Source organism: Streptomyces sp. NPDC026092 (genome assembly GCF_040638605.1).
Lineage (GTDB): Bacteria > Actinomycetota > Actinomycetes > Streptomycetales > Streptomycetaceae > Streptomyces.
In genome coordinates, this window is sequence record NZ_JBEZYN010000008.1 from 278,781 (window position 1) to 293,170 (window position 14,390).

The following is a 14,390-nucleotide window of genomic DNA, read 5'->3' on the forward strand; positions in this document are numbered from 1 at the left end:
CGCGGCCGCCGAGCGGCTCACGGCTGCGGGGCGAAGGGACCGTGGAGGGCCGCCCATTGCAGCAGCAGGACGGTCTTGCCGTCGGCGATGCGTCCGTCGAGGGTCATGGCGAGGGCTTCGGTGAAGGGGAGTTCCAGGACCTCGATGTCCTCGCCCTCGGCCTCGACTCCGCCGCCGGCCCCGGTCCGGTCGGCCGGGGTGTAGGGGGCGGCGAAGAAGTGGAGGCGTTCGGTGACGGAGCCGGGGCTCATGTAGGAGTCGAGGACGTGCGTGAGCGGCCCGAGGACTACACCGAGTTCCTCGGCGCTCTCGCGCCGGACGGCGGTGTCCGGGTCGTCTGCGTCGAGCAGCCCGGCGGCCGCCTCGATGAGCATGCCGTCGGGGTGGCCGTTGACGTAGGCGGGATAGCGGAACTGCCGGGTGAGCAGGACGCATCCGCGGCCGGTGTCGTACGGCAGGACGACCGCGCCGTTCCCCCGGTCGTACGTCTCGCGCTGCTGGGTCTCCCACCGTCCGTCGCGGCGACGGTAGTCGAAGGTGGTCCGCCGCAGGACGTGCCAGCCCTGCGAGGTGAGTTCGACATCCCGGACGACGACGTCCGGGTTGCGGCGCAGGTCGCGTCCGGCCCGGTCGAGACCGGTGCGGCCGCGGTGGTCGGGGGTGTCGATGCCGGGGCGGGCGGATACGGTTCGGTCGGTCATGGGGCGCTACAGTACCTGCAGAAACGTGCAGAAACAGGAGAGAGTGTGCATGCTGGCTGCTGAGCGACGTGACCACCTGCTCGCCCTGCTCGCCCGCGAGGGCAAGATCGTCGCCAAGGACGTCGCCGCCGACCTGGGGATCTCCGAGGACAGCGTGCGGCGCGACCTGCGCGACCTCGCCGCCGAGGGGCTGTGCCAGCGGGTGTACGGGGGCGCGCTTCCCGTCTCTCCTGCGGTCGTCGACTACGCGGCCCGGCAGGCGGTCGCCCCGGACGGCAAACAGAAGGTCGCGTCGCTGGCCGCGGGCCTGGTGCGGCCGGGCGGTGCCGTGATCCTCGACGGCGGTACGACCGCCCTGGCCGTCGCCCGGGCCCTCCCGCAGGAGCTCGCCTGCACGGTGATCACGCACAGCCCCACGGTCGCCACGGCTCTCCTCGACCACCCGCGTGCCGAGCTCTTCCTCCTCGGCGGCCGCGTCTTCAAGCACTCGGCGGTCACGTGCGGCGCCGCCGCCGTCGAGGCGGCGCAGAACGTCTCGGCCGACCTCTGTCTGCTCGGCGTCACGGGCGTCCACCCCGAGGCGGGGCTGACCACCGGTGACGCCGAGGAGGCGGCCATGAAGCGCGCCCTGTCCGCGCGGGCCGCGGACACGTACGTCCTCGCCTCCTCCGAGAAGATCGGCACGGCGTCCCGCTTCCGCGTCCTCCCCTGGCCGAAGGTCACCGCCCTCCTCACGGACGCCGCCCCGAACAACCCCGTGGTGAAGCAGATCAAGGCACTCGGCGTGGAGGTCCTGACCGCCGACCGGTGACAGGCCCCGCGTCGAGGCTCGTGTTCGGGTCGGGTGCCGTCACATGTTCTTCATGGCGTGTGCATGGTCCTGGTACCGCTCCCCCGCGCATGATCGGCGGAGTTCCGCCCTCCCGCACCCGGACCCGAGGAGCAGCCCTCCATGTCCAGCCGCCGTACCTTCCTGGCCGGTTCGACCGCCGCGCTCGGTCTGACCGCCGTCACCGCGACCGCCGGCCCGGCACGCGCGACGCCGTCCGTGACCGTTCCGGACCCGAGGGAGGGCTCGGCCACCCGGCCGCCGAACTTCGTCATCGTCCTCGCCGACGACCTCGGCTACGGAGAGCTCGGCGCGTACGGCCAGAAGCTGATCACCACCTCCCGCCTGGACCGGCTCGCCGCCGAGGGGCTCCGCTTCACCGACGCCTACTCCACCGCCGCCGTCTGCGCCCCGTCACGCGGCTCGCTGCTGACCGGACTCCACACCGGCCACGCCACGGTCCGCGCCAACCCCTCCTCCGGCGGCCAGGGTTCACTCACCGCCGACGACACCACCTTCGCCGAGGTGCTCCGGGCCCGCGGCTACCGCACCGCCGTGATCGGCAAGTGGGGGTTCGGACCGGAGGCCGCCGGCCAGGACAGTCACCCGGCAGCCCGGGGCTTCGAGGAGTTCTACGGCTACATCGACCACAGTCACGCGCACCAGTACTACCCCGCGTACCTCTGGCACAACGACGTCAAGGAACCCATCCCCGCCAACGCCGGTGGCGTGAAGGCGGTGTACGCCCCGGACCTCCTGGAGCAGCGCGCGCTGGAGTTCATCGGCAGCCACGCCTCCGAACCGTTCCTCCTCCTGCTCACCCCGAACGTCCCGCACGCCCCCAGCGACATCCCCGACTCCAGCGCGTACGCCGACCGGAGTTGGACGGCCGCGAACAAGGGGCACGCGGCCCAGGTCACGTACTTCGACTCGCTCGTCGGCAAGGTGATCGACCGGATCCGGGAGCTCGGCCTGGAGCAGGACACGATCGTCCTCGTCACCAGCGACAACGGACCGCACGAGGAGGGCGGGGTCGACCCCGACCTGTTCGACGCGAACGGCCCGCTGCGCGGCTACAAGCGCAACCTCTACGAAGGCGGCGTACGCGTTCCCCTCGTCGCCTGGGGCCCCGGCCGGGTCCGGCAGGGCACGAGCGACCGCCCCACCCCGCTCACCGACGTCCTCCCCACCCTGGCCGAGCTCGGCGGCGCCCCCTCCCCCACCGACGTCGACGGGCTGTCCGCCGCGCCCGTGCTCGCCGGCAGCGCGAACGCGGCGCGCCATGGGCACCTGTACTGGTTCCGCGACGAGCGGGGCGTCACCAGCCGGGCCAACGCGCAGGACGGTGGGCGTGCCACCTGGCTCGCCGAGGCGGTCCGCAAGGACCACTGGAAGGCCGTACGCTTCGCCCCCGAGCGGGACCGCAACCTCCCCGACGCCCAGTGGCAGGTGGAGCTGTACGACCTGGCCACCGATCGCGGCGAGACGCGGAACATCGTCGACAAGCACCCGGCCAGGGCGGCGGAGCTGGTGGCGCTGATGCGCGCCTCGTGGAAGGACGCCTACCCGCGGGTCCCGTTCGGGGCCCGGCTGACCCTGCCCGGTCCGGCCGTGCCCGCTCAGGCGTTCACCGTGACGGGCACCCTCGACAACGGTTCCTCCCGCCCGTGGACCGCGGCCTCGCTCGCTCTGCGCGCCCCTGCCGGCTGGACCGTGACCCCCACCTCCCCAGTGACCGCGGACCACCTCGCCGCCGGTGGTCGGCTCACGGCCTCCTGGCGGGTCACGCCGCCCGCGAACACCGCCCCGGCGAAGACCTGGACGCTCACCGCGGAGGGCGGCGCCCTCACCCCGGCCGGACCGGTGCGCTATCCGGCCACGGGTACGGTCCCGACCCCGCCCGCTGCCCCCACCCGCGACTCGTACCTCTCCGACCTCGCCTGGATCAGCGCCTCGAACGGTTGGGGACCGGTGGAGCGCGACACGTCCAACGGCAAGAACGCCGCCGGCGACGGCCCGTCGATCGCCTTCGCCGGTACGACATACCCCAAGGGCCTGGGCGTCCACGCGCCCAGCGACGTCGCCTTCCATCTCGGCGGCGGCGCGGTCCGGTTCACCTCACTGGTCGGCATCGACGACTTCTCCGCCAAGCAGAGCACCCTCGGCGCCACGCGGGCCAAGGTGTACGGCGACGACCGTCTGCTGCTGACCACCCCGACCCTCACGGCGGCCACCGGCCCGGTCCAGGTCGACCTGGACGTGCGCGGCGTCCGCGTCCTGCGGCTCGTGGTCGAGGACGCCAACAGCCGCACGTCCTTCGACCACACCTCCTGGGCTCTGGCCCGTGTCACGGTGGCCTGACTCTTGCCCGTGCTCGCGCTACGCGGGGTCGGCGGCCACCCGGAACCCGATGTTGCCGGTCGAACTGTCCGGTGTGTTGGAGCTCCGGGCGGCCACCCGGTAGCGGTTGCAGTACGAGTCGTGGCACAGGTACGAGCCGCCGCGCATCGCCCGTGACCTCTCCTCGCCGGGGGTGAACCAGTCCGCGCACCACTCCCAGACGTTGCCGACCGTGTTGTAGAGCCCGAAGCCGTTTGGGCGGAAGGAGGTCACGGGAGCGGTGCCCACGTGGCCGTCGGCGGCGGTGTTGGGGGTCGGGAACTCGCCCTGCCAGATGTTGCACATGTGGCGGCCGCCGGGAGTGAGTTCGTCGCCCCACGGGTAGCGGCGCTGTTCCAGGCCGCCGCGGGCCGCGTACTCCCATTCGGCCTCGGTGGGGAGGCGGGTGCCCGACCAGGCGCAGTACGCCATGGCATCGTGCCAGGACACGTGGACGACGGGGTGGTTCTGCCGGTCGGTCACCTGTGAGCCGGGGCCTTCGGGACGGCACCACGAGGCGCCCTCCACCGCCCGCCACCACGGAACGCCCTGCACAGGCGGGGACACGGCGGACACCTCCTCTCCGAGGAAGGCCCCGAAGGTGAAGGAGAAGCCGAAGCGCTCGGCCTCGGTGACGTGTCCGGTCGCCTTGACGAAGGCGGCGAACCGGGCGTTCGTCACGGTCGTCGCCGCGATCCGGAAGGGTTCGACGACCGCCTCGCGGACCGGCCCCTCGGCATCGCCCGGAAACCCCTCCGGGTCGTCGGTGCCCATGAGGAAGCGCCCTCCGGGCAGGGTGAGCAACTGCCGGGCCACCCGGGAGGGCGGGAGCGGTCGGCGAGGAGGTGCGAGGGTCGCGACGGGGACGTCGGAGTGACCTGGGGTGCAGCATGCGGGCATGACGGCTCCGTCGGAACGATGAAAGGCCGGCCCCCGCACTTCGCGACACGGGTGCCGGCCGATGGTCGACGTGGCGGCGCGCAGTGAGGTTCCTGCTGCCATGACCACGACGGTAGGCGAGCGGGAACGCCCGTTCCATGTACGGCGGATGAAATGGGGTGTGCCGGCCCAGACGCCGTCGGTTGCGGACTGTGGGGGTGAGGAGCTCCAAGCGCGCGCCGACGTGGCGGTGTTGTGCCATGGCGGGATTCCGCCCCTCCACTTCCCTGCCGCGAAGGCGGCTCCTGGATTCAATGGGCTCCCTGTGAAGTTCCCGACACCTTCAGGGAGTTGGTTCAGCGGATGAGATCGAGATCGAGGACCGCAGCCGTCGTCGTGGCCAGTGCCGCCGCGCTGCTGGCCACCGGGCTGCCCGCGGCCGCCGAGCCGGAAGCCTCACGGCCCGGGTCCGCTCACGCGAGCCTGCCGGGGGGTGCCGTGCCCGGGCAGCGGAGCGTCACCCTGGTGAGCGGTGACCGGGTCACCTTCGCCGGGAGCGGCACCGACCTTCAGGTCAGCGGCGTGACTCCGGGAAAGGGCCGGGAGCACATCGCGTTCACACGGGCCAGAGTCGGCGACCACGAGTACGTCGTCCCCGTCGACGCCACGCAGCCGCTGGCCGACGGACGGGTGGACCGACAGCTCTTCGACGTCACCGCGCTCGCCGCGCAGGGGTACGACGATGCCGCCCGAGCAGACATCCCGCTCATCGCGACAGCCCACGGCTCGCCCGCGCTGCGCGGCTCCACCCAACGGGAGACGTATCCGGCGTTCGGGCTGACGGCCCGTACCGTACGCAAGTCGGAGGCGGCGACGGCCTGGCAGGGCTTCCTCGCGGCGACGGGCACGGCCGGCGGCGCAGCACGCACCGCCGCGGCCGGGAAGCTGTGGCTCGACGCCAAGGTGAAGGCGAGCCTGGACCGGTCCGTCGCCATGACCGGCGCGCCCGAGGCCTGGCGCAAGGGCCTCGACGGCAAGGGCGTGAAGGTCGCGGTGCTCGACACCGGCTACGACCCGGCCCACCCGGACCTGAGGAACAAGGTCACCGCGGAGCGGAACTTCACCTGGGACGAGAGCGTCGCCGACCGCAACGGCCACGGCACGCACGTCGCGTCGACCGTCGCCGGAAGCGGCGCCACCTCACAGGGCCGGTACAAGGGTGTGGCGCCGGGGGCCGACCTGCTCGTCGGCAAGGTCCTCGACGGTGGCGGCTCCGGTTACGTCAGCTGGATCCTGGAAGGGATGGAGTGGGCGGCCGCTCAGGACGCCGACATCGTCTCCATGAGCCTCGGCTCGAATCTGCCGAGCGACGGCAGCGACCCGCTGTCGCAGGCGGTGGAGACCCTGTCGGCCGACGGCGGACCCCTCTTCGTCGTCGCCGCCGGCAACGACGGCGCTCCGCGCACGATCGGTGCGCCGGCGGCGGCGCCCAGCGCCCTGACGGTCGGGTCGGTGACGAAGGAGGGCGCCATGTCCTCGTTCTCCTCCCGCGGTCCCGCCGTCGCCGACGGCGGCGTCAAGCCCGAGATCACCGCGCCGGGCAGCGCGATCACCGCGGCCCGCGCGGCGGGCACGCTCGGCGACGCCGCGGACAGCGCGTTCTACGCGACGCTCAGCGGGACGTCGATGGCGACCCCTCATGTCTCCGGTGCGGCCGCCATCCTCAAGCAGCGGTATCCCGACTGGGACGCGTCGCAGCTCAAGGCGGCCCTTGTCGCCAGCGCCGACCCGGTCGCCGCCGCGGGTGTGTACGAGCAGGGCTCGGGCAGCGTCGACGTGCCCGGCGCGCTCGCGTCCCGGGTCACCACCGCCCCGGCCGCGGTCTCCGCCGAACTGCCCTGGCCGTACGCGGGCACGCCCACCCGCACGGTCACCTATCGCAACAGCGGCGCCAAGGACGTCCGGCTCAGCCTCTCCGTGAGCGGGAAGGCCCCGGTCACGCTCACCGCGCGGCAGCTGACGGTCCCGGCGGGCGGCACCGCTTCCGCGACCGTACGGATCGACACGAGCAGAGTCTCCCCCGGCGCGCACAGCGCCTGGATCACCGCGCGGGGCAACGACGCCAGCACGGCGCGTACACCCGTCGGTGTGGACGCGGAGGGGCCGAGCGCCACACTCACCCTCGAACCCGCGGCGAAGCGGGCCGGTGTCGAGGCGGCGTACACGAACCTCGTCGTCCAGAACGAGAAGACGGGTGAGTCGCAGCTGGTCGGGCTCACGACGGAACCCGAGGAGATCCGGGTGCCGGTCGGCGACTACCGGGTCTTCGGCGGGGTGTGGGAGTACGTCGCGCACGGCGCGGCGAGAGTGCCCGAGACCTCCGTCGCCGTCGCCCACCGTGTCTCCCTGACCGGCGACCGGACGCTGAAGTTCGACGTGTCCGCGGCGAAGCCGGTGACCATGGGCATCGACGACCCGGAGATGCGGATCGACGAGCAGGGCTCGGCGACCGGGATCGTCTCGTCGACCGCGGCGGGCGCGCCCACGGGTCTTGCCGCCCCGATCTTCGGCGGCTCGTACACGTCGTACGCCGTGGGAAGCGCCCGGATACCCGGGCTCACGTACTTCGCGGCAGCCTCCTGGGAGCAGCCGTACGTCCTCGCCACGACGGTCGGCGGCGCCGCGGCCCCGGTGGACGTGCCGGTGCGTCTGGTGTCCTGGGGCCGCATGGACTGGGACCTGGAGAAGCGGGTCGTCGACGTGGGCAGCGGCGCGGACCTGACGGGCCTGGAGCTGAAGGACCGGATCGTCCTCTTCGAGACGGGCTGGTCCGTGCCCTGGGAGGAGCGGGACCGGCGCTACGCGGCGATCAAGGCCCAGGCGCCGGCGGCGATCCTGATGTCGGGGTACGCGTCGTTCGACCCGGCCGATCCGCCGCTGGGCGTCGATGCGCTCGGCGTGGCGCTGCTGCGCGAGCGGCTCGCGCAGGGCGAGGTGACGCTGCGGATCAAGGGCGAACGCAACGGTGACCGCACCTACTTCACCTTCCACAAGCAGGACGACGGTGTGCCGGCGGGAGCGCACTGGCAGGACCGTCGTCGTGACCTGGCCGCCGTGGAGCACAGCTTCCGCACCACCGGATTCCCGAACGATCCGAAGGGGATCTACGGCTGGGTGACCCACGAGGGCCTGCGGCTGGCGCAGCAGTCGACGCTGTTCCGTGCGCCGCACCGGATGACCGCGTACTACACGCCTGACGTGCCGTGGACGACGGCCACGTTCGAGTACGCGATCGACGCGGACGGCCCGCTCGGGGTGCAGTACTCGAACCCGACCGTGTACCGCGAGGGACGCACGGTCGAGGACAACTGGCTGACCGGCCCGTTCAACCCCTCACTGTCGGCGGAGGGCCCCGACGGCCGGGCGCAGGCCACCCGCGACGGTGACAAGCTCCGTGTCGCACTGCCGATGTTCTCGGACGCGGGCGGCCACCGTTCGGATCCGGCGCGGGATCTGGAGTCCGGGGAGACGGTGCTGCGCGACGGCTCGGGACGCGTGCTCGCACGCAACGACGAGCCGGGGCAGGGCGTCTTCGACGTACCGCGTCGCGGGCAGTGGTACGAGCTGACGTCGACGGCGCACCGCGACCATCCCGACTGGTCTCTCGGTACGCATGTCACGGGCGTCTGGCGGTTCCGCTCGGAGCACACCGCCGATGAGCGGCCGCTGCCGCTGCTCGACACGCGCTACGACATGGCCGGCCTCGACGGCGACAACTCGGTCGCGCAGGACCGGGAGTTCACGTTCGGTCTGGGCATCGGACGCCAGGCGGGTGTGCGGGGCGGCACGGACGTGGACCGGGTGTCGGTGCGGTACTCCACGGACGACGGCGCCACGTGGCAGGAGGCGCGGGTCTCCGGGCGGGACGGCGAACGACGGGTGACCGTACCGGCGTTGGAGACCGGCTGGGTCTCGCTCGAGGTCACGGCCCAGGACCGCTCCGGCGCGTCGCTGACGGAGACGGTCACCCGGGCCTACCGGGTCGGCTGCCCGGAGTACTGGTGCGCGTACGCTCCGACCTGGCCGCACTGGCCGGCCGGATAGCGCGCAGGCGAGAGAGCACTGCGGGCCGGCCTTCCGAGGCGGCCCGCAGGGCTGCGTCAGGCCGGACCGCCCCGGGGGTCGCTCCGCCAGCGCCGGATCACCTGCAGGCACACGGCCGCGGCCACGACGAGACGCCGCTGCTCGCTCCCGGCCTGCCGGTCCAGGTCGACCCTGTAGCCCTGCAGCCCGTCGAACGAGCGGACGATCGACACCGTGACCCGACCGACCTCGCCGCCGCTGGAGTCCCGCACCAACCAGGTCTTACCCAGGAGAGCCGTACGCGTGAGCCGCAACGCGCCGCTCCCGGCGCGTATCTCCAGCAGCCGGGTGTGATGGATGCGGCCATACGCGTGGACCTCGCCGATCGGCTGACCGTCGGCGTCGGTCACCTGGAACCGCGGCCGGCCGAATGCCTTTCCGGAGACGAGGTCGACCCCCAGCAGGGGCCGGCCACCGAGGTCCCGGAGGGCGTACGCGAGCTTGCCGCACTCATGGAGGTGCGCCAGGACCGTGCCGTCCTCGGCCGCCAGGTGCATCTTCGGACCGCGATAGGCGCGCAACACGGACCGCCGCGGTTCGGCGAGAACCACCGCACCAAGCCCGAACACCTCAGGAAACGGCCCCACTTCGCCGCCACCCATACCGACCCCTCCCGCAGGCCCTGCTCCCCACTCCCCATTGCCGCCGAGTATGACGCTCAACCCACGCCGACGACCCTGGAACGCTCATCACCGTGACGCTCCGATACTGAATGATCACCGCCTGGCCATCCCGTTCAGGCGACCGCTCGCATGCAGGCCAACGTCGGCCACAAGCACGTGTGCGCCACGAACAAGTGTGAGGGCGTGGCGTTGCCCACACCGAATGTCCATAGGGCGTGGTCTACGCGCGTCGGAATAGGTGCCGGTATATCGGAAAACACCATGCGGAATCCTTTCCGTTGGAGATACGAACACAACCGTTCGGCAAGAGGCGCGAATACCTCCCGGACCAGGAGAGAATTTCGGACGCACTGTCCAAAAAAGATCAAGAGGAAAAGATCCGTGCGACGAAGACTCTTCGGCATGACCGCCTCCGCGGCCGCATTCGGTCTCCTGGGCTCGCTCGTCACCGCCTGCGGCTCGTCCGGGAGCGACGGGACCACCTTGCGCCTGGTGGTTCCCGAGTACGGCACCACTCCGGCCACCAGCTCCAAGGCCTACTGGGACAAGCTGACCGCCGCCTTCATCACTGCCCATCCCGACAAGAAGATCGAGGTGACGCTCTACCCGTGGGCCGACGTCGACCGCGAGGTCACGCGCATGGTCAAGGAGGGCAACGCTCCGGACGTGGCGCTGATGGGCGCGTACTCGGATTTCGCCGCGCAGGGCCGTCTTTACGCCGCCAACGAGGTCATGTCGATCAAATCGGAGGCGAACTTCCTGCCGCCGCTCGCCGAGGCGGGCTCGGTCGACGGCACCCTTTACGGCCTGCCCTTCGTGGCCAGCAGCCGACTGCTCTTCTACAACGAGAAGCTGTTCGACGAGGCCGGAGCGAAGCCGCCGCAGACCTGGTCGGAGCTGAAGGACGCGGCCGAGGCGCTGAAGAAGGAGGGCGTGCTCTACCCGTACGCGCTGCCGCTCGGCCCGGAGGAGGCGCACGCCGAGGCCCTGATCTGGGAACTGAGCAACGGCGGTGGCTACACCGACAGCACCGGTGCCTACAGCATCGCCTCCGAGCCCAACACGCAGACGTTCCGCTGGATCAAGGACAATCTGGTCGTGCCGGACCTGACAGGACCGGTCCCGCCGGCCCAGCTCAACCGGCAGGACGCCTTCGCGGCCTTCCTGCGCGGCGACGTCGGCATGGTCAACGGCTACCCGTCGCTCCTTCACGACGCGAAGGCGAAGGGCCTGAAGGTCGGCACCCTGCGCATGCCGGTGTCGGACGCGATGCGCGACGGGGAGGAGCCGCCGGCGGCGGGCATCGCCGACTGGATGATGGCCTTCAAGCACGACGGCAATCGCGAACTGGTGGGCTCGTTCCTGAACTTCGTCTACGAGGACAAGAACCTCAGCGAGTTCGCCGGGCGCTACCACCTGCTGCCGTCGACGGTGTCGGCCACCCAGGCGTCCCAGGACGCGGCGGCGGACCCCAGCGACGGGCAGTTCCTTGCGGCGCTGCGCAGTGCCCAGCTCTACCCGGTCAACGAACCGTCCTGGCTGCAGGTCAGCGACACCATCAAGCGGAACATAGGAAAGGCCGTCGCGCCGTCCGCCGACCCGAAGAGCGTGCTGGAGCAGATCGCCCAGCAGGCCGCCCGGGACGAAGCTCAGAAGTAGCGGCGCCGCCGCGATCCGCGGGGACCCATCTCCTTACTGCCCGCCGCCAGTTGTCCTCTTCCGGCCCCTTCGGTCTTCACTCGACCTGGCCGAACGGCGTCGACCCGACGCCCCTCTCGTCGCTCGCGAGGCGCCCACAAGGTGCGCGGGGCGACGACCTTCTCCCTCCGGCGTCGACCGGGCCCGCACAGTAACGCGTAGAAACTTTGCGGCCGCTCTTGCCCGGCATAGCAAACGCTTACATCCTGGCGGGCAATCGGTGGCCGAACGCCCGCGCAGAGCCATGCCCGGACGCGGTTCCCCTCGGCACACCCCCTCACGCCTTCGGAGGACACATGCCAGGACCGTTCGCACGAGTGCTCACCGGGCGGGTCACCGCCCTGCTGACCGCGTTCCTCGCGGTCGGCGCGATGGTCTCGTACGCGCCCGCCACCGCGGCGCCACCAGGGCAGGGCAGCACGCCCGCCACCGCGGAACTGGCCGCGGGATACACGCTGGTGGAGAACGACTACCGGGCGGACGCCGGGCTCGGGACCTGCCTGCGGACGTTCTCGGGCAGCAACGCCGTCGAAGTCGGCGACTGCACCGCCCAGGGCGGCCCCACCGACTACACCTCGATGCGCCAGTGGCAGGCCGTCGACCAGGGCAACGGGTACGTCCTGGTGCAGAACAAGTACCGGGCCGACGCCGGGCTCGGGAACTGCCTGCGGACGTTCTCCGGCAGCAGCGCCGTCGAGGTCGGTGAGTGCACCGGGCAGGGCGGCGCCACCGACTACACGTCCATGCGGCTGTGGCAGGCCGTCGACCAGGGCAACGGGTACGTCCAGCTCCGGAACAAGTACCGCGCCGACGCCCAACTGGGCAACTGTCTGAGGACGTTCAATGGAAGCAACGTTCCTCAGGTCGGGGACTGCACCGCTCAGGGCGGTGCCACCGACTACGGCTCCATGCGCGGATGGAGCGCCGACGCCTTTCTCGCGGGCTGGCCCGTGCGGCCGGTGACCGGCCAGAAGAGGGTGCTCCTGATGGCCACCCACTGGAACGACACCACCCCCGTCGACCCCGCCCCCGTCGAGCAGGCGGTCCTCGGCACCGGCTACCCCTCACTCCGCTCGTACGTCACCGAGGTGTCCGACGGGAAACTGAACCTGACAGGTGATGTGCTCACGGGTGTGGACCTGGGCGCGCGTCCCGCCACCTGCGTGTCGGCGGACATCCGTGCGTCGGCACGGGCGGCGGCCCTCGCGCGGGGCGTGAATCCGGATGCGTACGACTACCTCTTCATCGACATCTCGCGCCATGCGGGCTGCTCCTTCGAAGGGCTCGCCTCCATGCCGGGGAACTGGATCATCTCCAACGGCGTGGGCCACAAGACGTGGATGTGGACCCACGAGTTCGGCCACAACCTGGGCTTCCAGCACTCCGACACGCTGCGCGCCTGCCCCGTCTCCGGCACCGTGACGCGGGTGAACGCCTCCTGCACGGTGGCGGGCGGGGACGACCCGACCGACACCATGGGCGGTGGGGGCATGCACCTCTACCCCGTCGACTACCGCCAGTTCGCCGGCTGGACCCCCGACGCCCAGGTGGTCAGGCCGACGAGCAGCGGCACCTACCCGCTCGGCGTGCTCGGGGTGAGCGGGACCCAGGAGTTCCGTGTCCCTCGCGGTGACGGCGGGTACCTGTCGCTCGAGTACCGCCGCGCCACCCCGCCGTACGACGACTACCTCTCGACCGATCCCCTGGTCAACGGCGTGATCGTCCGCATCGTGACCGCCGGCGGCACCGTGCACAACCGGCTCGTGGACGCCACACCGGGGACGGCGACGACCGACGACGCGCCGCTGGCCGCGGGCATGACGCTGGCGGACGAGGTCGCGAACGCCGCGGTGAAGGTGTGCTCGGTCGGCGCCTCGGGGGCGGACCTGCGCATCAGCGTAGGCGGTACGACGCCACCGGCCTGCTGATTCCTCACCTCCCCGGACCTCGGCCCGCACGCGTCTGACCGCGCTCGAAGTACGCGATCAGCTCCGGGTCGAGGTCCGGGACCTCGCGTGGCCTTCCACCGTCCCGCAGCGACTCGGTGGCCCCCGCCCCCGTCGCGACGGCCATGCGGGCGGCCACCGGGGAGGTGTCCGTACGACCTCCCTCGCGGGCGAAGCGCACGAACTCGTCGATCAGGAGCGGGTCGGCACCGCCGTGTCCTGCGTTGTCCTCGGCGGCGGGCACGGGGTACTCGGCGTCGGCCTCCGAACGGTAGCCGGAGCGGTGGGAGTTCCACACCCTCACCACTCCCCCGGGACCGTCGCCGAAGTTCTCCAGCCGGCCACGGTCGCCGATGACGGTGTAGTTGCGCCAGTAGTCGGGGGTGAAGTGGCACTGCTGGTACGCGGCCAACACACCATTGTCGAGGCGCATGTTGACGAGGGACACGTCCTCGACGTCGATGACCGGGTTGAGCGCGCGCTGGGTGTGCGGCGGCCAGTGGCCGTCCTTGGTGTACCAGTCCTCGGCCTTGGGTTCGCCGGGCGCTCGGCGGTGCGGGTTGTCCCCGTAGACCATCAGCTCGCCCATCGCCTGCACCTGCCGCGTCGTCCCGCCCGCGAGCCAGTGCAGGACGTCGATGTCGTGGGCGGCCTTCTGGAGGAGCAGTCCGGTCGTGCAGCGCCGTTCTGCGTGCCAGTCCTTGAAGTACCAGTCGCCGCCGTAGCCGACGAAGTGCCGTACCCACACCGTCTTGACCTCGCCGATCTCGCCGCGGGCGATGATGTCGCGCATCAGGCGGACGACGGGCATGTGGCGCATGTTGTGTCCGACGTAGAGGCGCGTCCCGGTCTCGTACGCGGTGCGCAGGATCCTGTCGCAGCGTTCGACGGTGATGTCGAGGGGCTTCTCGACGAAGACCGGTTTGCCCGCGCGGAGCGCCTCGCAGGCGAGGTCGGCGTGGGTGTGGTCGGGGGTCAGGACGAGGATCGCGTCGATGTCGGGATCCTCCACCACCTTCCGGTGATCGCCGCTGATCACGGCGCCCGGGAACGCGACGGCCGCCTCCGTCCGTGCCTGGGCGTCGTGCTCCGCGAGGGCGGTGACGCGGGAGCCCGCTCCCGGCCGGTGGGCGGTGCGCGCGAGGGAGCCGCGCAGTCCGTGGCCAAGGACTCCGAGACGGAGGTCGGTCAT

Annotated in this window: 9 protein-coding genes; 5 read left to right on the forward strand and 4 right to left on the reverse strand. The window is 71.5% G+C overall.

Annotated elements, in window-relative coordinates:
• Positions 1 to 17: 17 nt before the first annotated feature.
• Positions 18 to 701, reverse strand: coding sequence for an NUDIX domain-containing protein (locus tag AB0F56_RS16270; protein ID WP_362009350.1), 684 nt, complete (start codon positions 699 to 701; stop codon positions 18 to 20).
• Positions 702 to 750: 49 nt separating this feature from the next.
• Here AB0F56_RS16270 and AB0F56_RS16275 point away from each other — a divergent pair, with 49 nt between their 5' ends.
• Together AB0F56_RS16275 and AB0F56_RS16280 are read left to right on the forward strand one after the other, a co-directional pair.
• Entirely contained in the window at positions 751 to 1,512 is a 762-nt protein-coding gene (locus tag AB0F56_RS16275) for a DeoR/GlpR family DNA-binding transcription regulator (protein ID WP_362009353.1), read from the forward strand.
• A gap of 141 nt (positions 1,513 to 1,653) precedes the next feature.
• Entirely contained in the window at positions 1,654 to 3,891 is a 2,238-nt protein-coding gene (locus tag AB0F56_RS16280; protein ID WP_362009356.1) for a sulfatase-like hydrolase/transferase, read from the forward strand.
• 18 nt (positions 3,892 to 3,909) lie between these two features.
• Here AB0F56_RS16280 and AB0F56_RS16285 read toward each other — a convergent pair whose 3' ends face one another.
• Positions 3,910 to 4,809 (reverse strand): formylglycine-generating enzyme family protein, encoded by a 900-nt coding sequence (locus tag AB0F56_RS16285; RefSeq protein ID WP_362009359.1) that lies wholly within the window; start codon positions 4,807 to 4,809, stop codon positions 3,910 to 3,912.
• Between the two features lie 342 nt (positions 4,810 to 5,151).
• Between AB0F56_RS16285 and AB0F56_RS16290 the strand changes: the two genes are divergently transcribed.
• Positions 5,152 to 8,892, forward strand: a complete 3,741-nt coding sequence (locus AB0F56_RS16290; RefSeq protein WP_362009362.1) for a S8 family serine peptidase — start codon at positions 5,152 to 5,154, stop codon at positions 8,890 to 8,892.
• Positions 8,893 to 8,948: 56 nt separating this feature from the next.
• Here AB0F56_RS16290 and AB0F56_RS16295 read toward each other — a convergent pair whose 3' ends face one another.
• On the reverse strand, positions 8,949 to 9,428 hold the full coding sequence (locus tag AB0F56_RS16295) for a hypothetical protein (RefSeq protein WP_362009365.1): 480 nt from the start codon (positions 9,426 to 9,428) through the stop codon (positions 8,949 to 8,951).
• 528 nt (positions 9,429 to 9,956) lie between these two features.
• Between AB0F56_RS16295 and AB0F56_RS16300 the strand changes: the two genes are divergently transcribed.
• Positions 9,957 to 11,213: an extracellular solute-binding protein gene (locus tag AB0F56_RS16300; RefSeq protein WP_362009368.1), complete on the forward strand. Its 1,257-nt coding sequence runs from the start codon at positions 9,957 to 9,959 to the stop codon at positions 11,211 to 11,213.
• Positions 11,214 to 11,548: 335 nt separating this feature from the next.
• On the forward strand, positions 11,549 to 13,180 hold the full coding sequence (locus AB0F56_RS16305; RefSeq protein ID WP_362009371.1) for a hypothetical protein: 1,632 nt from the start codon (positions 11,549 to 11,551) through the stop codon (positions 13,178 to 13,180).
• A 4-nt stretch (positions 13,181 to 13,184) separates the two neighbouring features.
• On the opposite strand, the gene AB0F56_RS16310 is transcribed toward AB0F56_RS16305, so the two are convergent.
• A complete protein-coding gene (locus AB0F56_RS16310; protein WP_362009373.1) occupies positions 13,185 to 14,390 on the reverse strand; it encodes a Gfo/Idh/MocA family oxidoreductase in 1,206 nt (401 codons plus the stop codon).